This window comes from Roseospira navarrensis, from assembly GCF_009601025.1.
GTDB lineage: Bacteria > Pseudomonadota > Alphaproteobacteria > Rhodospirillales > Rhodospirillaceae > Rhodospira > Rhodospira navarrensis.
This window is the reverse complement of the sequence record NZ_WIVE01000002.1, coordinates 18,876-39,128: the sequence shown is the minus strand read 5'-3', so window position 1 is coordinate 39,128 and position 20,253 is coordinate 18,876. Positions and strand designations below refer to the sequence as shown.

16 protein-coding genes are annotated in these 20,253 nt (G+C 68.7%); 8 read left to right on the top strand and 8 right to left on the bottom strand.

All coding sequences use genetic code 11. The annotated features are described in order from the left end of the window. Positions 1–891 carry a DUF3108 domain-containing protein gene (locus tag GHC57_RS01370; RefSeq protein WP_153340384.1) on the bottom strand — a complete coding sequence of 297 codons (891 nt, stop codon included), beginning with the start codon at positions 889–891 and terminating at the stop codon, positions 1–3. 513 nt (positions 892–1,404) lie between these two features. Here GHC57_RS01370 and GHC57_RS01365 point away from each other — a divergent pair. The 4 genes from GHC57_RS01365 to GHC57_RS01350 all read left to right on the top strand — a co-directional run bounded on the left by GHC57_RS01365 (position 1,405) and on the right by GHC57_RS01350 (position 5,464). Next, on the top strand, positions 1,405–2,559 hold the full coding sequence (locus tag GHC57_RS01365; protein WP_153340382.1) for a Re/Si-specific NAD(P)(+) transhydrogenase subunit alpha: 1,155 nt from the start codon (positions 1,405–1,407) through the stop codon (positions 2,557–2,559). 14 nt (positions 2,560–2,573) lie between these two features. Further along, complete coding sequence (locus tag GHC57_RS01360; protein ID WP_153340380.1) at positions 2,574–3,005, top strand: NAD(P) transhydrogenase subunit alpha part 2; 432 nt, start codon at positions 2,574–2,576, stop codon at positions 3,003–3,005. 12 nt (positions 3,006–3,017) lie between these two features. Further along, on the top strand, positions 3,018–4,409 hold the full coding sequence (locus GHC57_RS01355) for an NAD(P)(+) transhydrogenase (Re/Si-specific) subunit beta (protein WP_153340378.1): 1,392 nt from the start codon (positions 3,018–3,020) through the stop codon (positions 4,407–4,409). Positions 4,410–4,738: 329 nt separating this feature from the next. Next, positions 4,739–5,464 carry a VPLPA-CTERM sorting domain-containing protein gene (locus tag GHC57_RS01350; protein ID WP_153340376.1) on the top strand — a complete coding sequence of 242 codons (726 nt, stop codon included), beginning with the start codon at positions 4,739–4,741 and terminating at the stop codon, positions 5,462–5,464. A gap of 206 nt (positions 5,465–5,670) precedes the next feature. Here the strand turns inward: GHC57_RS01350 and trxA are convergent, their stop codons facing one another. Further along, a complete protein-coding gene (trxA, locus tag GHC57_RS01345) occupies positions 5,671–5,985 on the bottom strand; it encodes a thioredoxin (RefSeq protein WP_153340374.1) in 315 nt (104 codons plus the stop codon). A gap of 447 nt (positions 5,986–6,432) precedes the next feature. Here trxA and GHC57_RS19740 point away from each other — a divergent pair, with 447 nt between their 5' ends. Both GHC57_RS19740 and thrC read left to right on the top strand, forming a co-directional pair. Continuing rightward, entirely contained in the window at positions 6,433–7,158 is a 726-nt protein-coding gene (locus tag GHC57_RS19740; RefSeq protein ID WP_170294612.1) for an SGNH/GDSL hydrolase family protein, read from the top strand. 50 nt (positions 7,159–7,208) lie between these two features. Next, positions 7,209–8,606, top strand: coding sequence for a threonine synthase (gene thrC / locus GHC57_RS01340; RefSeq protein ID WP_170294611.1), 1,398 nt, complete (start codon positions 7,209–7,211; stop codon positions 8,604–8,606). Between the two features lie 44 nt (positions 8,607–8,650). On the opposite strand, the gene GHC57_RS01335 is transcribed toward thrC, so the two are convergent. From GHC57_RS01335 to mepA, 4 genes are all read right to left on the bottom strand, one after another. After that, the gene (locus GHC57_RS01335; RefSeq protein WP_343031070.1) at positions 8,651–11,215 is read right to left on the bottom strand and encodes a sensor domain-containing protein; all 2,565 of its coding nucleotides are present in this window, start codon (positions 11,213–11,215) and stop codon (positions 8,651–8,653) included. A 408-nt stretch (positions 11,216–11,623) separates the two neighbouring features. Then, positions 11,624–13,519, bottom strand: a complete 1,896-nt coding sequence (locus GHC57_RS01330; protein ID WP_153340368.1) for a propionyl-CoA synthetase — start codon at positions 13,517–13,519, stop codon at positions 11,624–11,626. A 194-nt stretch (positions 13,520–13,713) separates the two neighbouring features. Next, the gene (locus GHC57_RS01325; RefSeq protein ID WP_170294610.1) at positions 13,714–15,474 is read right to left on the bottom strand and encodes a L,D-transpeptidase family protein; all 1,761 of its coding nucleotides are present in this window, start codon (positions 15,472–15,474) and stop codon (positions 13,714–13,716) included. An 87-nt stretch (positions 15,475–15,561) separates the two neighbouring features. Then, positions 15,562–16,470: a penicillin-insensitive murein endopeptidase gene (mepA, locus tag GHC57_RS01320; RefSeq protein ID WP_153340364.1), complete on the bottom strand. Its 909-nt coding sequence runs from the start codon at positions 16,468–16,470 to the stop codon at positions 15,562–15,564. Positions 16,471–16,589: 119 nt separating this feature from the next. Here mepA and htpX point away from each other — a divergent pair, with 119 nt between their 5' ends. Beyond that, positions 16,590–17,555, top strand: a complete 966-nt coding sequence (gene htpX, locus GHC57_RS01315; protein WP_153340362.1) for a zinc metalloprotease HtpX — start codon at positions 16,590–16,592, stop codon at positions 17,553–17,555. Positions 17,556–17,592: 37 nt separating this feature from the next. Next, positions 17,593–18,888 carry an RsmB/NOP family class I SAM-dependent RNA methyltransferase gene (locus tag GHC57_RS01310; RefSeq protein ID WP_153340360.1) on the top strand — a complete coding sequence of 432 codons (1,296 nt, stop codon included), beginning with the start codon at positions 17,593–17,595 and terminating at the stop codon, positions 18,886–18,888. A gap of 236 nt (positions 18,889–19,124) precedes the next feature. On the opposite strand, the gene GHC57_RS01305 is transcribed toward GHC57_RS01310, so the two are convergent. After that, positions 19,125–19,289, bottom strand: a complete 165-nt coding sequence (locus tag GHC57_RS01305; protein ID WP_153340358.1) for a DUF3096 domain-containing protein — start codon at positions 19,287–19,289, stop codon at positions 19,125–19,127. 114 nt (positions 19,290–19,403) lie between these two features. After that, positions 19,404–20,159 carry an SDR family NAD(P)-dependent oxidoreductase gene (locus tag GHC57_RS01300; RefSeq protein WP_246152069.1) on the bottom strand — a complete coding sequence of 252 codons (756 nt, stop codon included), beginning with the start codon at positions 20,157–20,159 and terminating at the stop codon, positions 19,404–19,406. Positions 20,160–20,253: the final 94 nt, after the last annotated feature.

Sequence of the window (20,253 nt, the reverse complement as noted above, 5' to 3'; positions counted from 1 at the left end):
TCATCGCTCGTTGGTATATTCGGTCGAGTCCAGGGGGTCCACCTCGTTGTCCGGGCAGGGGGTCGGGACCTGGCCGCATCGGCCCACATAGACGAGATCAAAGGCGCCCCAGCCCTGCTCCAGCTCGAAGCGCAGAGGAATCGCGGCAGTGTGATCCGTCAGCGTGAGGCGCGACCCGCCCCGGCGATACTCCGCGGCGTGCTTGTCGCTGAATCCGCCCAGGGGGTCGAAGGTGACGGTGGCCACGCGCGCCCGCCACGGCTGCCCGGCGGCGGTCACCTGGGTCGGCGTGCCGAGTCGCACCATCGCGTCAAACCGCACGGTGGCGTCGTAGACGGGCAGGGTGAGGGTTTCGGGGGCGGTCTGGCCGGCTTGCGCCAAGTCGCCCACCCGAGTCCGCAGGTCGAGGATGGCCGACAGCGGGTCGAGGGCGCCCATCCGTAGTTCGTCCTCCATGCGGTCCACCGGGCGGCCGTTCTTGAACCCCTGGGGGAGGCCGTCCGGGCCGTGGAAGTCCACCCGACGGACACCCTGCCGGTCCCACTCGCGATAGGCTTCCCGGTACGAGTCGGGCTCAAGCGCGCCGTCGGGCGTGATCCGGCCCCGGGCCTCGCGATGGACGCGGATGCCCTTCAGCAGCCAGTACAGGCCCGTTGCGCGGCCATTGACGGTGACGGCATAGGCCTCGTCGGTGCGGGTCATGTGGACCGCCACGTCGCCGACGGGCAGCCCCAGGAACCGCGCCTCATAAAGCAGATGCTGGCTCTCCTCGGCCGCCGTGGGCCCGGGGCCAACCACCAGCGCCGCCGCCCCCAACAGAGTCGCGAGAGCACGACGCGGCCAGCGCCAGTGAAGCGGCGCGGCAGGGCAGACCGGGGGCGGGCAGGACATCGCGAAACCCGATGGACTGTGGGCGGACGATCCAGCGTGCCATCGGTCCCGGTTCAGAGTCCACGGGCCGGCATTTGTTCGCGGGGCTCCGAACCCGGATTGCCGTTCTGTGACACGGATGGGGTCGAACCCGCCTCACGAGGTCCTTCGGTCGCTACTCTCCCTCAGAACTACACACTATTAATAGAGCACGTCATCCTGAGCGCCCTACGGGGGCGAAGGATCTCGTGATGGGGCACGAACCATGACACCCCTGTCATCTGGATTCGGAGCCCGGCAATTGTTCGCGGGTGCGGAAAAGTCGACCTTGGCAGTGGCCTTGCGCGTCATGATCGGCTAGGGTCCCCGGACTTCGGGATGGGTCGCCCCTCCCGTCGGGCTCGTTTGCATGCCTATGTTTTTCACTGTGGCATGTTGCCGAGACCCGAACCGGCTCCAATATCCCGGCGGTGCTGCGGGCGATTCCGTTCCGCGTTGCAACGCCATTCGTTGATCGATCGAGGGTCCCAATCCATGAAACTCGCCGTACCAAAGGAACGCCGCAGCGACGAGGCGCGCGTGGCGATCTCCCCCGAGGTCGCCAAGAAGCTGGTCGGACTGGGCGTCGAGGTGGTGGTTGAATCCGGCGCCGGGATGGGCGCCGATGTCACCGACGCCATGCTCAAGGACGTGGGCGTGACCATCGCCCCGGACGCCAAAAGCGCGCTGGCGGACGCGGATCTCGTCTGGAAGATCCAGCGTCCGATGACCGCCGACGAAGGCACGGACGAGATCGCCCTGATGAAACGGGGCGCGATGCTGATGTGTCACCTGAACGCGCTGACCCAGAAGGACATGGTGGAAAAGCTGGCCGCCGCGGGCGTGTCGGCCTTCGCCATGGAGCTGATGCCGCGCATCAGCCGCGCGCAGTCCATGGACATCCTGTCGTCCCAGGCCAACCTGGGCGGCTACAAGGCGGTGATCGAGGCGGCCAACGCCTTCTCGCGCGCCTTTCCCATGATGATGACCGCCGCCGGCACCGTGCCGCCGGCGCGCGTGCTGGTGTTCGGCGCCGGTGTGGCGGGCCTGCAGGCCGTCGCCACCGCCAAGCGCATGGGCGCCGCGGTCCAGGCCACGGACGTCCGGCCGGCCACGCGCGAACAGGTGGAGAGCCTGGGCGGTAAGTTCGTCACCGTGGACGCGGAGATGGAGAAGCAGGCGGAGACCGAAGGCGGCTACGCCAAGGAAATGCCGCCCGAGTACTTCGAGAAGCAGAAGCAGGTCATCTCCGAGGTCCTGAAGAAGACGGACATCGTCATCACCACCGCCCTGATCCCCGGCCGTCCGGCGCCCAAGCTGGTCACCGCCGAGCAGGTCAAGAGCATGAAGAAGGGCTCGGTGATCGTGGACATGGCGGTCGAGGCCGGCGGCAACTGCGAGCTGTCCGAGCTCGGCAAGGTGGTCGAGGTGCACGGCGTCAAGATCGTCGGCTATCCGAACCTGCCGACCCGCGTGGCCGCCGACGCCAGCCCGCTGTTCGCCAAGAACCTTTTCAACTTCTTCACCCCCATGTTCGACAAGGAGTCCAAGGGGCTCAAGCTGAACTGGGATGACGAGACCATCAAGGGCACCTGCGTCTGTCACGACGGCAAGGTGGTCCATCCGGCCCTCGCCGGCGGTTCGAACTAGGAGAGGGACCCCCAATGGCAACGCAAAACGAGACCATCGCGTCCCAGGCCGGCGCGCTCGCCGAGCAGGCCGGCGCCCTGGCCGAGAACGCCCAGGCCCTGGCCGATCAGGTCGCCGGTTCGGCGATGGGTGCCGCGGCCGCCGCCGGCAGTGGCCACGCGCCCGGCGAATTCTGGTGGCTGTTCACCGTGTTCGTGCTGGCCTGCTTCATCGGCTTCTACGTGGTCTGGAGCGTCACTCCGGCGCTGCACTCCCCGCTGATGGGCGTGACCAACGCGATCTCCTCCGTCATCATCGTCGGCGCCCTGATCGCCGCCGGTCCTGCCGAGTTCACCAGCGCGAGTTGGCTCGGCCTCGCGGCGGTTCTTCTGGCGTCGATCAACATCTTCGGCGGCTTCATCGTCACCGAACGCATGCTCGCCATGTTCAAGAAGAAAAAGAGCTAGGGAGGGCGAGACATGGGATTCGGTTTGACAATGATGGCCTATCTGGTCGCCGCGGTGTGCTTCATCCTGGCGCTCAGGGGCCTCTCCTCCCCCACCACCGCGCGACAGGGCAACCTGTACGGCATGATCGGCATGGGCATCGCCGTGCTGACCACGCTGGTTTCGCCCAATGTGGTCAACTACCTGCCCATGGCGTTGGCTGTGGCGATCGGTGGCGGCATCGGCGCCGTGGTGGCCCGCAAGGTCAAGATGACCGCGCTGCCGCAGTTGGTGGCCGCCTTCCACTCGCTGGTCGGCATGGCCGCCGTTCTGGTGGCCTGGGCCGCGCTGTTGACGCCGGAGAACTACGGCATCGGGTCGGTGGGCTCGCTGCCCGCCGCCAGCCTGATCGAGATGTCGTTGGGCCTGGCCATCGGCGCCATCACCTTCTCGGGCTCCGTGGTGGCGTTCGCCAAGCTTCAGGGGCTGGTCTCCGGCTCGCCGGTGACCTTCACCGGGCAACACAAGCTGAACGCCGGCCTGGGCATCACCCTGCTCGTGCTTCTGGTGATCTTCTGCGTCACCGAGAGCTACGTGGTCTTCGGCCTGCTCACCGCGCTGGCGTTCACCCTGGGCTTCCTCATCATCATCCCCATCGGCGGCGCCGACATGCCGGTGGTGATTTCGATGCTGAACAGCTACTCGGGGTGGGCCGCGGCCGGCATCGGCTTCACGCTGGGCAACCCGCTGCTGATCGTGGCCGGCGCCCTGGTGGGCTCGTCCGGTGCGATCCTGTCCTACATCATGTGCAAGGGCATGAACCGCTCGATCTTCAACGTGATCCTGGGCGGCTTCGGCGGCGACAGCGCGGCGGCGGCCGGCGGCCCCGGCGGCGACAAGTCGGTCAAGCCGGGCAGCGCGGACGACGCCAGCTTCATCATGTCCAACGCCTCCAAGGTCATCATCGTGCCGGGCTACGGCATGGCGGTGGCCCAGGCCCAGCACGCCCTGCGCGAGATGGCGGACAAGCTGAAGGCCGAGGGCATCGACGTGAAGTACGCCATCCACCCGGTGGCGGGCCGCATGCCGGGGCACATGAACGTGCTGCTGGCCGAGGCCAACGTGCCCTATGACGAGGTGTTCGAGCTGGAGGACATCAACAACGAGTTCTCCACCGCCGATGTCGCCTATGTCATCGGCGCGAACGACGTCACCAACCCGTCGGCCAAGACCGACCCGACGAGCCCGATCTACGGCATGCCGATCCTGGACGTGGAAAACGCCAAGACCGTGCTGTTCGTGAAGCGCTCCATGGCGTCGGGCTATGCCGGCGTGGACAACCCGTTGTTCTTCAAGGACAACACCATGATGCTCTTCGGCGACGCCAAGAAGATGACCGAAGAGATCGTGCAGGCGCTGGAGTAGGCGGCCCGATCCGAGCCCGGATCCCGGGGCGCAAGGGGGCGGTTCCGCGAGGGACCGCCCCTTTTTCATGTACGCAATCCCACCCGTTGGGGGAGAACTCGGCCTGCGGCGGACTCCACCGAATGGTGGAGGCGGCGGGGCAGGCAGGGGCGCGCCTGGGAGCCCGAGCCCACCAAAAGGGTGACTCGCCTTAAGGAGAATTGCGCCACGCCCCGCGCTCGTGAAATCGTGTGTCTCACAACGGGATCGAAATCACAATCGGCTGCAGGGCTGAGCATGACGGGACCGGATCCCGCCGTCCGTCAGCCAAGACCAAGGAGTATGTGGCAATGGGTATGCGCGGGTCTCTTCTCTCTCTCGGTGCGGCGACCGCCGCCCTGGTCATGGTCGCTGGCGCTTCGACCGCGTCGGCGAGCTTCATCCAGAACGGCAGCTTCGAGGAAGACGGCGGGTTCGTCGGCTTCATCGGCGGCAAGACCATCACGCAGTTGCAGACCAATGGCGGCTGGGACGTGTACGAGGAACTGCCGGGGTGGGGCAGCAACGTCGGGTCCGGCATCGAGGTGCAGTCGAGCGGCACCGTCGGCAGCTTCCAGGCCTACGACGGTGACCTGTACGTCGAGCTGGACAGCCATCCCCGGAACGGTTCCAACAGCAACGCCTATCAGAAGATCGTGAACCTGGATGCCGGCCGCTACATCCTGTCCTATGCCTACTCCTGGCGGACCAACAAGGAGAACGACAACGGCATTGAGGTGCAGGTCATGGGCGCCAATGGTGCCGTGCTGGGTCCGATGAATTCCGAGGACAACTACTCGGTCAACAATGTCCCGCAGTGGCAGGTCCTGAGCTACGCCTTTGATGTGGCGATCGCCGGCGATTACGAGGTGAGCTTCCTCGCCACCGGCGAGGCGAACACGCTGGGCGGCTTCATCGACGACGTGAAGCTGACCGTGGCGCCGCTGCCGGCCGCCGCCTGGTTCCTGCTGACGGCCCTGGGCGGCCTGTTCGGCTCGCGCTGGCTGCGCAAGGGCGGGGTGGCCCGCGCGGCCTGAGCCAGGTTGCCGGTGACCGGGATGAGCCATCCCGGTCCATCGCCGTTGGCCAACAAGAAGAAGAGGGGGTGGCTCCGACCGGGGCCGCCCCCTTCTCTGTCTACGGACCGTCGGCGTCCCGCGCAGACGAAAACCCCGCACCAGTCGGAGCGACCGGGCGGGGTTTTCGGGGCGTCGTGCCGTGTCAGACGTGGGCCGGGTGGCGGTCAGACCACCGATTCGACCCATTCGATCAGCTTGCTGCGGGGCAATGCGCCGATCTTGGTCGCGGCGACCTGACCGTCCTTGAACACCATCAGAGTCGGAATGCCCCGCACACCGTACTTGTTCGGCGTGTTGGGATTCTCGTCAATGTTGATCTTGGCCACGGTGACCTTGTCGCCCATGGACTGATCCAGCTCCTCCAGCGCCGGCGCGATCTGCCGGCAGGGGCCGCACCACTCCGCCCAGAAGTCCACCAGCACGGGGGACGAGGACTTCAGGACATCCTCCTCGAACGAGGAATCGGACACATGTTTCATGGGACGATCGTCCTTCTACGGTTCCGGGCCGGCCACGCGCACACCTCGAGCGAGTGACCGAACATGCTGTGTGGAAACTGTAGGTCCGGGAGATCACGGGCGTCAAGATGAGGTGAGGGCGATGAGAGGGCGACGGGCTCAGGTTAACGGGATCGCTCTTCCAGGTCTTTGCAGTTGGGCGGGGATCTGCGCTCGAGGTCCTTCAGCCGCTTCGCGGCTTCAGGATGACATCCTATAATTTTAATGGGTCATCCCGAGTGAGCGAAGCGAGACGAGGGATCTCGAGAGGCCCGCTCCGACAGCGAGGAACATGCCGCCATGTTAACCTGAACCCGTTGCCCTGAGGGCGATGACGCTCGCCCCTGGCCGCCGCCCCGCGAGGGCGTTAGGGTCGGTCGGGTTCGTGGATCGAAATCGAACCACCGCCCCGGTGTTGAAGGAGCCCCCATGCCCGCCACTGTGCTCGTCTATGGCGATTCCAACGCCTGGGGCTGGATCCCTGACGTGGAACGTCGCCCGCTTGAGCGCTTCCCGGACGGCGTCCCCTGGCCGGAGGCCATGGCGGCGCGGCTGGGCGGCGCCGCGCGCGTTCGCGTCGATGCCCTGCCGGCCCGGACCGTGGATCGGGACGACACGTTCGCCGCCGAGACATTCCCGCCGCTCGCGCCCGAGGCCTTCAACGGCCGCCACCACCTTCCGGGCGCGCTGGTCCGGGCGACGCCGGTGGACCTGGTCGTTCTGGCCCTGGGCACCAACGACATGAAGGCGCGCTTCGCGCGCTCGGCGGGGGCCATCGCTGCGTCCGTGCTGGCCCTGGCCGCCGTGGCCGGAACGGGCGGCCCGGCCAGTGCCTATGCGCCGCCCGACGTCCTGATCCTGGCGCCGCCGCCGCTGGGCCCGCTGGCCCCCTGGACGCGGGAGACCTTCGCGGGGCAAGAGCCCCTGTCCCGGCTGGTCGGCCCGGCCGTGGCGGCGGCCGCCGTCGGCGCGGGCCTGCGGGTCGCGGAGGCCGGGGCGATCACGGGGGGAACCCACGGGGTGGACGGCGTACACTACACCGAGGCCGATCATGCCGCCCTGGCCGAGGCCCTGGCGACGCAGGTGGATGCGGCCCTCGCGGCGCGACGGGGACCGGGCATGCGTGGTGTTGCCGCTCCCCGCGACAGGGCTTAGGGTCCGGGACGGGGCCTGACCCCGCACACCGTGAAGGGAGATCTTGTGCCGTGCGATATGTAAGCACCCGGGGCACCGCCCCCGTTCTGGGCTTCGATGATGTCGTCCTGACCGGCCTGGCTGCCGACGGCGGCCTGTACGTGCCCGAGGAGTGGCCGGTCCTCTCGGAGCGGGAGTGGCGCGACATGCGCGGCCTGTCCCATGAGGAACTGGCGTTCCGGATCATGTTGCCGTTCGTGGGCGCGGCGCTGACGGAAGAGGAACTGGCCGACCTGCTGGACGCCGCCTATGCGCGCTTCGATCATCCGGCGGTGGCGCCGCTGCGCCAGATCGGCCCCCACGACTGGATGATGGAGCTGTTCCACGGGCCCACACTGGCCTTCAAGGACCACGCCATGCAGGTGCTGGGGCCGCTGTTCGAGCTGCTGCTGACGCGCGCCGGCCGCCGCGTGACCATCGTCGGGGCGACGTCGGGCGATACCGGCTCCGCCGCCATCGAGGCCTGCCGGGACCGCGAGGCCATCGACATCTTCATCCTGCACCCCAAGGACCGGGTGTCGGAGGTGCAGCGGCGCCAGATGACGACCGTGCAGTCCGCCAACGTGCACAACATCGCGGTCAACGGCACGTTCGACGACTGTCAGGCGCTGGTGAAGTCGCTGTTCGGCGATCCGGACTTCCGCGAGGAAGTGGGCCTGTCCGCCGTCAACTCGATCAACTGGGCCCGCATCATGGCGCAGGTGGTCTACTACGCCTGGGCCGGCGTGGCGCTGGGCGCGCCGGATCGGGGCCTGGGCTTCAGCGTGCCCACGGGCAACTTCGGCAACATCTTCGCGGGCTACGTGGCCCGCCAGATGGGTCTTCCCATCGACCGGCTGGTGGTGGGCTCGAACCAGAACGACATCCTGAGCCGGTTCCTGGAAACGGGCACCATGCGGCAGGAAACCGTGGTGCCGACCATCAGCCCCAGCATGGACATTCAGGTGTCCAGCAACTTCGAGCGCCTGCTGTTCGAGGTGTACGGGCGCGATGCCGCCGAGGTGCGGTCCGCCATGGACAGGTTCCGCCAGAGCGGGGCCTTCGACGTTCCGGACGACCTGCACCAGGAGCTGCTCGGCCTGTTCCGGGGGCACCGCCTGACGGACGAGGAAACCTCGGCCTCCATGCGCCGCATCCTGGAAACGACGGGCGTGCTGGCGGACCCGCACACCGCCATTGGCATCGTGGCCGGGCAGGTGGCCGGGCGGCGCGACGAAGGCGGCGTGACGGTGTCGCTGGCGACCGCCCATCCGGCCAAGTTCCCGGATGCGGTCGAGCAGGCCACCGGCGTGCGCCCCCCGCTGCCGGCGCGGCTGGCCGATCTGTTCCAGCGGCCCGAGCGCATGGTGGAGGCGCCCAACGATACCCGCGCCCTGCAGGCCGTCGTCCGGGAGGGCCTGCGGCGGTAGGTCACGACCGGATCGGAGTCGAGCGTCGGACGGCCGCCCGCCCCTCAGGAGGCGGGCGGGGTCGCCGAAACCGTGCCGCGCGGCAGGCGGCTGCGCAGAAATTCCGTGAAGGCATCCACCGGCAGGGGCCGGCTGGCCAGATAGCCCTGGAACAGCGGGCAGTCGCTGCCAATCAGGAAGGCCAATTGGTCATGTGATTCAACGCCTTCCGCGATGACGTTGAAACCCAGGTTGCGGGCCAGCGTGACGATGGTCGTCACGATAGCCGCATCCTTGGTGTCATGGCTGAGATCCCGGACGAAGGTCTGGTCGATCTTCAGCGTGTCGATGGGGAAGGTCTTGAGGTAATTCAACGAGCTGTAGCCGGTGCCGAAGTCGTCCATGGAGAGGGTGACCCCCAGCGACTTCAGCCCGTTCAGGATCGACACGGCGCGTTCCACGTTGCCGGTCATCACGCTTTCGGTGATCTCCAGATCCAGGCAGCCCGGCGGAATCCCGGTGGTCTCCAGCACGTCGCGCACGCTTTCCAGCAACGACGTGTCGGTGAACTGGCGCATGGAGACGTTGACGGACACGCTGTCGGGCGCGATCCCCTCGGCCTGCCAGAGCATGTACTGCTTGCAGGCCGTCACCAGCGTCCAGCGGCCCATGGGGATGATGAGGCCGGATTCCTCGGCCAGCGGGATGAAGTCGCCCGGACCCACCAGCCCCAGCCGGGGATGACGCCACCGGATCAGGGCCTCCGCGCCGACCACGCTGCCGTCGTGGCCCGAGACCTTCGGCTGATAGTGCAGTTCCAGCTCTTCGCGGTTGAGGGCATGGCGCAGGTCGTTTTCCAGGTTCATCATTTCGATGGACCGTTGCGCCATGTCCTCCGAGAACGCGATATGCCGCCGGTCCCCCAGCAGCTTGGCGTGATACATGGCGATATCCGCGTTGCGCAGCAGCGCCTCGACGGAATCGGCCTGGTCGGGGAAGTAGGTGATGCCGATGGACGGCAGGCAGAACAGCTCGGCGTCCAGGATCAGGAAGGGTTCGGACAGGGCCTCGATGATCTTGCTTGCCACCTGGTCGCCCACGTCGCCGTCGGCCACGTCGGTCAGCGCGATGATGAACTCGTCGCCGGCCAGGCGGCCGACAGTGTCCGACATGCGCACCACCTGCCGCAGGCGGCGCGCCACCAGCTTGAGGACCTCGTCGCCGGCGGCGTGGCCGTACAGGTCGTTGATGTTCTTGAAGCGGTCCAGGTCCAGGAACAGCACGCACACGCGCGTGTCGTCCCGCCGCGCTTTCAGGATCGCCTGTTCCAGCCGGTCCATGATGAGGTACCGATTGGGCAGGTGGGTGAGCATGTCGTAGTTGGCCTGGAAGCGGATATGCTCCTCGTCCCGCTTGCGCTTGGTGATGTCGGTGCAGGCGGCGACGTAGTGGGTCAGGGTTCCGTCGCGGTCGCGCACGGCGGAGACCGACATTTCCATGGGAAAGGGCGGCGCATTGCGGCGCTGCGCCCAGACCTCGCCGACCCAGTGCCCGGTGGCCTCCACCTGTTCCAGGATCATGCCCTCGAACCCGGGTTCGTGCAGTTCCGGCGTGGTCAGGCGCGCGGGGCGGCTCAGCAGGTCGGCGGCATCGTGGCCGGTCATGCGCTGGTAGGCCTCGTTGGCGCCCCAGACCAGCCGGTCGCGGTCGATGATGACGATGCCCTCGTGCACGCTGTTGACCACCTTGGCCATCAGGTGCAGGTCGGCGTCCGCCTGCTTGCGGGCCGTGATGTCCGCCATCGTGCCTTCGTAGATGACGGTGTTGCCGTTCTGGTCGCGCACGCAGCGGGCGTTTTCCGTGATCCAGATGACCGAGCCGTCCTTGCGCAGCATCTGGGACTCGAAATGCTCGACGACGCCTTCTTCCTCGACCCGGGCGATGAACCGCCGGCGGGCGTCCGGGTCCAGGTAGGACTGGCGCGCGATGTCGGTGCGCGAGGCGATGAGGTCTTCGGGACCGTCGTAGCCCAGGATCTCGGCGCAGGCGGCATTGACGGTGACATAGCGCCCGTCCGGGGTGGTCTGGAAGATCCCCTGAAGCGCATGCTCGAACAGGCCACGGTAGCGTCGCTCGCTGTCCTGCAGGGCCTGCGCCATCTCGGTTTCCCGGGTGGCGTCGCGCATCTCGACCAGGACCGGGATCTCGGTGTCGCCGCGTGGGCCCATGTCGAGGCCCTGGGCCCGCACCGTGACCCCGACGGGCTCGTCCTGATCCGGCGCCCGCAGATGGTAAACCGAGGGCGGGGCCTGCGTGTCGGCGCAGGGTCCGCAAGCCCCACCGGGTTCCGCCGCGCCATTCAAGCAGGTGTTGAGCAGCTTTCGATCATCTTCGACGAACAGGGACAGGAACGGAACGTCGATGAGCTGGTCGCGCTCCCGGCGCGCCAGCGCTGCAAACGAGTCGTTGACGAAGACGATCGCACCGCCATTGACCAGGGCGAGCCCGGCATCCACGCGCTCCAGCACATGGTGACACGACAGGCCCCGGGGGAGGTTCGCGGGACAGGTCGACGGAACGGAGGCACAGACCGCGCAGGCGGTGGTGGACATCGCTTCCCTGGGCCGCACGGGCACTCCTGGATCCGTCTGACTCCCGTTCATCCGAAACACTCTCCTCGACCGTCCGCGCCCCCCCAGAACCCCGCGGCGGCCAAGGCGGGGTCATGCGCCCTCGGCGCGGCCCTGCAGTTTTATGCAGGGTATAAAAACAATACGTGCCCCATGGTCGTAAATGATTTTATCGACGTCCGCAGGAAAATAGGGAACAGCCCTTGAGAAATCGTAAAGCACCGTTACACCGGCAGTTGATGCCCCGGCTGGTGCCGCAATCATGAATGCTCGGAGTCGCGTCCGGACGCGGCGCGAGTCCTGACCAAGCCGGGGCGCGCCGTGGCGTCCACAAAACAGAACGGCCGGCGCGCCCCAGGGGGGGGTGCCGGCCGCTCCGTTAACGCGACAGGTGCGGTTCAGGCCGGGTTACTTGGCCAGTCCGACCTCCTTCAGCGCGTCCTCGATCTCGGGCAGGATGTCCGGATCGTCGATGGTCGCCGGCATCTTGAACTCCTCGTGGTCGGCGATCTTCTGCATGGTGCCGCGAAGGATCTTGCCGGAGCGGGTCTTGGGCAGACGGTTGACCACCAGGGCCTTCTTGAAGGCCGCGACGGGACCGATGGTCTCGCGCACCATCTTGACCGCCTCGGCCACGACCTCGGCGTGCGGCTTTGTCACGCCGGCCTTGAGGACCAGGAAACCGAGCGGCATCTGCCCCTTCATGTCGTCGTGCACGCCGATCACGGCGCACTCGGCCACATCCGGGTGATTGGCCAGCACCTCTTCCATGGCGCCGGTGGACAGGCGGTGTCCGGCGACGTTGATGATGTCGTCGGTCCGGGTCATGACGTAAACGTAGCCCTCTTCGTCCACGAAGCCGGCGTCGCCCGTCTTGTAGTAGCCCGGGTACTCGTCCATGTACGCCTGACGGAAGCGGTCGTCGGCATTCCACAGCGTCGGCAGCGTGCCCGGAGGCAGCGGCAGCTTGCAGACCAGGGCGCCGATCTGGCCGGGGGCGACGGGCTGCTTGTCCTCGCCCAGGACCTGGACGTTCCAGCCCGGCACGGCCTTGGTCGGCGAGCCCAACTTGACCGGGAATTCCTGCAGGCCCATGCAGTTGGCGGCGATGGCCCAGCCGGTTTCCGTCTGCCACCAGTGGTCGATGACCGGCACCTTGAGCTGAGCCTGCGCCCAGGTGATGGTGTTCGGGTCGGCGCGCTCGCCGGCCAGGAACAGGGTGCGGAAATGGCTCAGGTCATACTTCTGCAGCAACTCGCCGTTCGGGTCTTCCTTCTTGATGGCGCGGAAGGCCGTCGGCGCGGTGAACAGCACCGGGATCTTGTGCTCGCTGATGACCCGCCAGAAGGTGCCCGCGTCGGGCGTGCCCACGGGCTTGCCCTCGAACACGACCGTGGTGCAGCCGTGCAGGAGCGGGCCGTAGCAGATGTAGGAGTGCCCGACGACCCAGCCCACGTCGGACGCGGCCCAGTACACCTCGCCCGGCTCCATGTTGTAGATGGCCTTCATGGTCCATTTCAGGGCGACGGCGTGCCCGCCGTTGTCGCGCACCACGCCCTTGGGCTGCCCGGTGGTGCCGGAGGTGTACAGGATGTACAGCGGGTCGGTGGCCTGCACCGGCACGCAGTCGTGCGGACGGGCCGAGGAGACGGCCTCCGCCCAGTCCACGTCACGGCCGGCGATCAGGTCACCCGGCTTCTGCTCCCGCTGCAGGATGACGCAGCGGTCGGGCTTGTGCGTGGCCACGCGGATGGCCTCGTCCAGCAGCGGCTTGTAGGCGATGACGCGGCCCGGCTCCAGGCCGCAGGACGCCGCCACCACCACCTTGGGCTTGGCGTCATTGATGCGGGTCGCCAACTCGTTGGCGGCGAATCCGCCGAACACCACCGAATGCACGGCGCCCAGGCGGGCGCAGGCCAGCATGGCCACCAGGGCTTCGGGCACCATCGGCATATAGATGATGACACGGTCGCCCTTGGTCACACCCTGGTCGGCCAGCACGCCGGCGAAGGATGCGGTCTGCTGCTTCAGTTCGGCATACGTGGTGGTGCGCTTGGTCCCGGTGATCGGGCTGTCATAGATGATCGCGGCCCGATCGCCGTGACCGGCTTCCACATGCCGATCCACGGCGTTGTAGCAGGTGTTCAGCTCACCGCCGACGAACCAGCGATAGAAGGGCGGGTTGGACTCGTCGAGCACCTTGTCCCACCGCTTGACCCAATGGATGTCCTCGGCAGCCTTGCCCCAGAAGGCTGCCGGGTCCGTCAGGGACAGGTCGTGGGCTTCTTGGTAGGCGTCGGACATGGCGCGCGCTCCGCTGCGGTTTCCGGGTGGTTCGGTGAGCCCACGCGGCGCGGAAGCCGGCGCGGGCCGGTGCAATGCGACCCGGGGCCGCAGCCCCGGAGGGACAGCAAAATTGCGCACCGCAGCGACAAAAGCAACAAAGAATGCGCGAAAGCTGGACTCCGGGCCTGGACTCTTTCCAGAAACCGCGAAACTCAGCGCAGATCCGCGACCGTTGAGAGATCGCCGGCATCCGTGCCGTAAACATCGCGACGGAAGTGAATCGTCCCGTCTTCCGCGACCCAGGCCGTCAGGTAGATGATCGACACCGGGATGGACTGGCCGGGACGGACCGTGCGCGTTCCGCCCGCCCGGATGCGGTCCCGGAGCGTTTCGGCGGTCCACGTGCCAGGGTCGTCGAGGATGAAGGTCGCCAGATCCAGCGGATCGCGCACCCGCACGCATCCCGAACTGAACGTGCGGGTCGAGCGCGCGAACAGACCCCGGCTGGGCGTGCTGTGCAGATAGACGTCATGGTCGTTCGGGAACAGGAACTTGATCTCGCCCAGGGCATTGCCCGGGCCGGGCGCCTGCCGCAGACGCATGCCGCGAATATCCACGTCGGGCGCGTGCCAGTCGATCTGGGAGGGGTCCAGCTCGGCCGCGCCGCCGGTCCACCCCTCGAACACCTGGAACCCGTGCGAGGTCAGATAGGTGGGGTCGTTGCGCAACTTGGGCAGGATGTCCTTCTCGGCGATGCTGGTGGGCACCGTCCACGTGGGGTTCAGCACAAGCTGGTTGATGGCGCTGCGCAGTTCCGGCGTCGGCCGGTCACGCATGCCGACGATCACGTCGGTGCGAAACACCGTCTCGCCGTCCTGGCGTCCTTCCAGCGCCGCCCCCGCGATGTTGACCTCGATGGAGCGTCCGTCGGGGAGCGGCGGCAGCGCCCGCAGGCGTTTCAGGTTGAGCGCCATCTGGCGCAGCCGCCGGTCCGCCGGCATGGCCATGGCGGCGCGGGTCTGGGGGCCCACCTTGCCGTCGATGGCCAGACCGTGGCGGGCCTGGAACCGCCGCACGGCGGCCGCGAGGACCGGGTCAAGCAGGGTCGGATCCACGGCGGCCGAGGCGGAGGGGCCGGCGTTTTCGTCCGTCAGGTCTCCGGTCACGGCCAGGCGGGCGCGGATCAGGGGCACGTCCGGATGGCGGTCGCCGGGTTCGATCTTGGCGCCGTCCGGGTTCACGCGGGGCCAGCCGCCGCCCTCGGCCAGGGCGTGATACCGCAACAGGCCACGGCGCAGGCGCGCCGTGCGGTCGTCGTCGGAGACGAGGCGGAACAGGCGGCCGGGCGGCTCGGCGGCCGGGTTCTCCGCCGCGATCTCGCGCAGGGCGCCCAGGGTGCCATCGGGGATGCGCGGCGCCCAGACGACCCGGCGTTGCAGCGCGCGCCCAGCGTAGGTCGCCAGCGCGCGCGTCACGGCCAGATCATGCCGCGCCACGGCCGCCGGCGGCACGGGCGCGCCGGCCTCGGCCTCGGGCACGGGCGGAACCGCGATATCGGGGATGGCGTCCGCCCAGGCGGTCACGAGCACATCCCGGACCGCCTGTCCCCGGGCCGTGGGGCCCGTTCCGTCGGTCCACGCCGGCGCGAAGCCGCGCCCGGCGTAGAACGCCTGGACGAGGGCGGCATCCTGGGGCCGGGTCGAGGCGTCAGCGGTCCCGGATTCCACCAGGGCCTTCAGGGCTTCGGTTGTCGCGGTGCCGGTCGGGTCCCCCGCCGCCGATCCGTCGGAGCCGTTCTGGATGCGCGCCAGCAGCAGCAGACCAAGGTCCGTCTCGCCCTCCGGCGGGGTCGTCACGCAGGCCGCCAAAGCGGGGATGAGCAGCAGCGCGCCCATGCCCAAGGCCAGCCGGCCGCCGACGCTGGGCCGAGAGGGCGGGAAGGGGCGTGCTGTGTTCAGCGGGATCTGGATCATGGACCGATCAACCTTCTGTTGAGCGCTGCCGCATGGTGCCGGGCGGGCCGTCACCGCAGCTCCTGAGCATACATCCATGCACACCCGTTATCGAGACGACAGGACGCCGCCGCAGGCCTCGGGCACGGATTGCGGCGGCCCGGCAACAGGCGCGGCCACCGGCGCGGGTGCGGACGCCTTTTGGGTGAGACGATCGGCAATTCTGTTCGCCCACCAGGCGAACCCCTCGGCCTCGCATCCGGCTCCGGGCGGCGGCGGGTCCTGCGGCACACAGCCCGGACTGTCCGAAGGACAGTGCAGCCGGATGTGGACGTGCGAATCGTGCCCGTACCAGGCCCGGACCTTCTGGAGCCAGCGTGTGTTGCCGTCGGCGTCCGGCGGGAAGGCCCGGCAGAGCGTGGCCTTGATCGCCGGGTTGACGAACAGGCGGGCCACACGAGGGTCCTGGGCGGCGGCGCGCACCAGGGCGGCATGGGTGTCGGTCCACACGGCGGGATCGGCGGTCGGCGCGCCCGTCCGCACCATGGACACCGGAGTGGGGTCGCGCCGCTCCGCGTCCGACAGGCGCTGGCCCGGCGGCAGCAGGCGCAACCAGATGTCGGCGTCAAGACCGGCCTCGTGGCTGGCGTGGCCGTAGCTCATGGGGCCGCCGCGCGGCTGCGACAGGTCGCCCACCAGCAGGGTGCCCCAGCCGTGGCGGTCGGCCCAGGCCCCCAGGTCGCGGATCACGGCGATCAGCGCGGGATGTCCGAAATAGCGCAGGCGCTGCGGCCGGAGCACCGTGTAGCCCGGGCCGTCGAGGGGCAGGGCGACCGCGCCGGCGATGCATCCGTGAGTATACCCGCCGATCACCCGGGCCGGGCCGGGCGCGGGCTCGGTCTGCCGGGACCAGGCGCTCTCCCCCGCCGCGACCGGCGATGCGGCGAGCAGCGCCGCGAGCCCGACGACAAGGGCGGCGTATCGCCGCTGCGTTCCACCGACCGTTCCGCGCCCCATGCCGCCCTCCGCCGTCCGGACCGTCACACCGACGAAGAGCTTACCAGGAATTTAGTTGAATGCACCGCCCCCGATCCTATCTCGAAGGCGCTTTTCCGCCGCTTTGGGGAGGACCCTCCATGTCGTTCGCCCGTGTCGCCCTGCTGCTGGCCGCCATGACCGGCCTGTTCCTGACCGTCGGTTACATGATCGGCGGGGCCGGGGGCATGATCCTGGCGCTGCTGGTGGCGCTCGGCATGAACTTTTTCGCCTACTGGAACTCCGACAAGGCGGTGCTGTCCATGCACGGCGCCCGTCAGGTCACCGAGCAGGAGGCCCCGGAGTTCGTGGGTCTGGTGCGCGATCTGGCGCGCCGGGCGGACCTGCCCATGCCCAAGGTCTATATCATCAACACGCCGCAGCCGAACGCCTTCGCGACGGGGCGAAACCCGCGGAATGCCGCCGTGGCGGCAACCACGGGCCTGCTCAACGTGATGAGCCGCGAGGAGGTCGCGGGCGTGATGGCCCACGAACTGGCGCACGTGAAGAACCGCGACACGCTGACCATGACGATCACGGCGACCATCGCCGGCGCCATCGGCATGCTGGCCAACTTCGCGCTGTTCTTCGGGGGCAACCGCGACAACCCGCTGGGGATCGTGGGGGCGATTCTGGTGGCGATCCTGGCGCCCGTCGCGGCCATGATCGTGCAGATGGCGATCTCGCGGCACAACGAGTACGGGGCCGACGCCGAGGGCGCGCGCATCGCCGGCAACCCGGAATGGCTGGCGAGCGCCCTGGAGAAGCTGGAGCGGGGTGCGAAGTCCATCGACAACCACGCGGCCGAGCGCAACCCGGCCACGGCGCATCTGTTCATCGTCAACCCGCTGCACGCCCACAAACACGACAGCCTGTTCAGCACCCACCCGGCCACCACCAATCGGGTCCGCGCCCTGCGCGAGATGGCGGCGCATGGGGGCACGGGGTCGGTGGCCGCGACCGTGGCCCCGGGCGGCAGCGGTGCGGCGACGACGGCCGCCAGCTCCCGAATCCCCTCCACCGGCGCGGCTGGCGGACGTCGGCGGCGGCGCGGTCCCTGGGGATGACCTTGACCTGCGAGCCGGCGGGGCGTAGACGGCGCGGATGACCGCCATCCCCTCCCGCCGTGCCGCGCTTGCGGTGCTCCGCCAGGTGCTCGACAAGGGCCGCCCCCTCGATGAGGTTCTGGGCGGGGCCGTGGGCGATCTGGCGCCGCGCGACCGGGCCTTCGTCCATTCGCTGGTCGCGGCCACCCTGCGGCACCTGGGCCGCATCGACGCTCTGCTGGATCGCTGCCTGGACCGCCCGCTGCCGGCCAAGGCGCGCCCCGTGCGCCATGTGATGCGGCTGGGCGCGGCCCAGCTTCTCGTGCTGGAGATGCCGCCCCACGCCGCCGTCACCACCGCCGTGGACCTGTGCGTCGCGGCCCGCCAGGGCGGGCACAAGAGCCTCGTCAACGCCGTGCTGCGTCGGCTGGACCGGGAGGGTCGGGCCTGGTGGGCGGCGCAGGACGGCCCACGCCTGAACACGCCGGACTGGCTGTGGACCGCGTGGGCCCGGGCGTACGGCGAGGACGCCGCGCGCGCCATCGCCGGCGCGCACCAGAATCCCGCACCGCTGGATCTGACCCTGAAGGACCCGGAACAGGTCCCGGTCTGGGCGGAGCGCCTGGGGGCCGTCGCGCTGCCGACGGGCACGATGCGGCTGCCGGCCGATCATCCGCCGGTCCCCGACCTGCCGGGCTTTGTCGAGGGCGCGTGGTGGGTGCAGGACGCCGCCGCCGCGCTGCCCGCGCGCCTACTGCGGGCGGGCCCCGGGAGGCGGGTGGCCGACCTGTGCGCGGCCCCTGGCGGCAAGACCCTGCAACTGGCCGCGACGGGGGCCGAGGTGGTGGCGCTGGACCGCTCCGACGGCCGACTCAACCGCGTGCGGGAGAATCTGGCCCGCACCGGACTGTCCGCGCAGGTGATCGCCGCCGATGCCCTGGCCTGGACGCCGCCGGACGGCCCGTTCGATGCGGTGTTGCTGGACGCCCCGTGTTCCGCAACCGGCACCCTGCGGCGGCATCCGGATGCGCTGTGGCTGAAAACGCCCGAGGCGACGGCCGGCCTCGCCCACCTGCAGACCGCGCTGCTGGATGCGGCGCTGGGCCTGCTCAGGCCGGGCGGCACGCTGGTCTACTGCGTGTGCTCGTTGCAGCCGGAGGAGGGACCGGGTGTGATCGCCGCCGCTCTGGCGCGGCGCGCGGACCTGATCCGGGATCCCGTCACGCCGGACGAGGTGGGCGGCCTGTCCGATCTGCTCACGCCGGAGGGCGACCTGCGCACCCTGCCGTGCCACCAGTCCGACACCGGCGGCATGGACGGGTTCTATGCGGCGCGGCTGGTGCGGACGGTTTGAGAGCAGGATGATCGGTGAGGAGGGCGCGACTCTCACGGCCGCTTGCGCGTCATCGTGAGCCGTTGAAAACGGCGAAGGATCCCGGGCTGGCGCGTGCGTCGGCCGGCCCGGACTCACCCGTCCTCCCGAGATCCTTCAGTCGCTTCGCTTCTTCAGGATGACAACCCTTTCTTGCTGTCGCATCCGTCCTGACGGTCAAAGCCTCCTGCCGTTGGTATAAGGCCACCCGATCCGGATCACATATGCATCCCGGCCATGTTGGCGCCCCCGACCAGTCCCAGGATCCCGGCCAGGATCAGGTAGCCCGCGATGATGTAGTTCAGCAGCTTGGGCCAGACCAGAATCAGAATGCCGGCGACCAGCGAAATGATGGGCTGAAGGCTGTTGATGGTGATGGTCATGGTGGCGGTCCCCTCTCGTGGGTGTTCCGGGTTTCGGGGTCCCGACCGTCGTGATGGTCGAGCCCCCGTGCTCCCAGGAAACCGGCGAAGGGGCCGCTCGGTTCCATGCGGCGGCTAAAGAAGCCGCTGCCCGCCGTCCACGAACACCTCGTTGCCGGTCACGTAGCTGAAATCGGCGTCGCACAGCCGGAAGACCACGCCCGCCACGTCGGCGACCGAGCCCATGCGGTCCAGCGGGATGCGCGGGATCAGCGATTCGTACTCCTCGCTGATCATGTCGGTGGCGATCTCGCCGGGGGCGACCGCGTTCACGCGCACGCCCAACTGCGCGAACTCCGCCGCCATCTCGCGGGTCAGGCCGGAGAGCCCGGCCTTGGAGGTGGAATAGGCCGACCCGGCGAACGGGTGCACGTAGTGCCCGGCGATGGACGTGATGTTGATGACCGTGCCCTTGCCGCGCGCGAGCTTGACGCTCATCGCCCGGGCCAGACGCAGGGGCGCGAAGAAGTTCAGCTCGAATACGTCATGCCAGCCCTCCAGCGAGCCGTTGAGGATGCCCAGGCGCTCCTTGTAGGGGGTCTTGGGCGAGACACCGGCGTTGTTGATGAGGGCGTGAAGGGGCTCGTCGCCCAGGGCCTCGTTGGCCTGGCGGGCGAACTCGTCCAGGCTGTCCGGCTGGCCCAGGTCTGCGACGAAGTGGTGCGTCCACAGGGGATCGCGGCGGCAATGGGCCGGCACGTCGCGGCGGGCGCAGGTGATGACACGCCAGCCCTCGGCCATGAAACGGGCGGCGATGGCGTGACCGATGCCCTGGCTGGCGCCGGTGATGAGCACCGACTGGCCGGTGTATTTCGGCGCGGCCTCCTTCATGGCGCTGTGATCGACGGGGCAGGCGAGGGGGTCGTTGGCATCCGACATCGGCGGGGGTCCTTGCGGGGGTCTGGGAAGCGCCCCATCCTACCCG

Coding starts and splice junctions, on each gene's coding strand:
- GHC57_RS01330 (WP_153340368.1), bottom strand. CDS start 13,519: ATGTCCGACGCCTACCAAGAAGCCCACGACCTGTCCCTGACGGACCCG.
- GHC57_RS01300 (WP_246152069.1), bottom strand. CDS start 20,159: ATGAAGGAGGCCGCGCCGAAATACACCGGCCAGTCGGTGCTCATCACC.
- GHC57_RS01325 (WP_170294610.1), bottom strand. CDS start 15,474: ATGATCCAGATCCCGCTGAACACAGCACGCCCCTTCCCGCCCTCTCGG.
- GHC57_RS01355 (WP_153340378.1), top strand. CDS start 3,018: ATGGGATTCGGTTTGACAATGATGGCCTATCTGGTCGCCGCGGTGTGC.
- GHC57_RS01365 (WP_153340382.1), top strand. CDS start 1,405: ATGAAACTCGCCGTACCAAAGGAACGCCGCAGCGACGAGGCGCGCGTG.
- GHC57_RS01305 (WP_153340358.1), bottom strand. CDS start 19,289: ATGACCATCACCATCAACAGCCTTCAGCCCATCATTTCGCTGGTCGCC.
- htpX (WP_153340362.1), top strand. CDS start 16,590: ATGTCGTTCGCCCGTGTCGCCCTGCTGCTGGCCGCCATGACCGGCCTG.
- GHC57_RS01360 (WP_153340380.1), top strand. CDS start 2,574: ATGGCAACGCAAAACGAGACCATCGCGTCCCAGGCCGGCGCGCTCGCC.
- trxA (WP_153340374.1), bottom strand. CDS start 5,985: ATGAAACATGTGTCCGATTCCTCGTTCGAGGAGGATGTCCTGAAGTCC.
- GHC57_RS01350 (WP_153340376.1), top strand. CDS start 4,739: ATGGGTATGCGCGGGTCTCTTCTCTCTCTCGGTGCGGCGACCGCCGCC.
- GHC57_RS01310 (WP_153340360.1), top strand. CDS start 17,593: ATGACCGCCATCCCCTCCCGCCGTGCCGCGCTTGCGGTGCTCCGCCAG.
- GHC57_RS19740 (WP_170294612.1), top strand. CDS start 6,433: ATGCCCGCCACTGTGCTCGTCTATGGCGATTCCAACGCCTGGGGCTGG.
- GHC57_RS01370 (WP_153340384.1), bottom strand. CDS start 891: ATGTCCTGCCCGCCCCCGGTCTGCCCTGCCGCGCCGCTTCACTGGCGC.
- mepA (WP_153340364.1), bottom strand. CDS start 16,470: ATGGGGCGCGGAACGGTCGGTGGAACGCAGCGGCGATACGCCGCCCTT.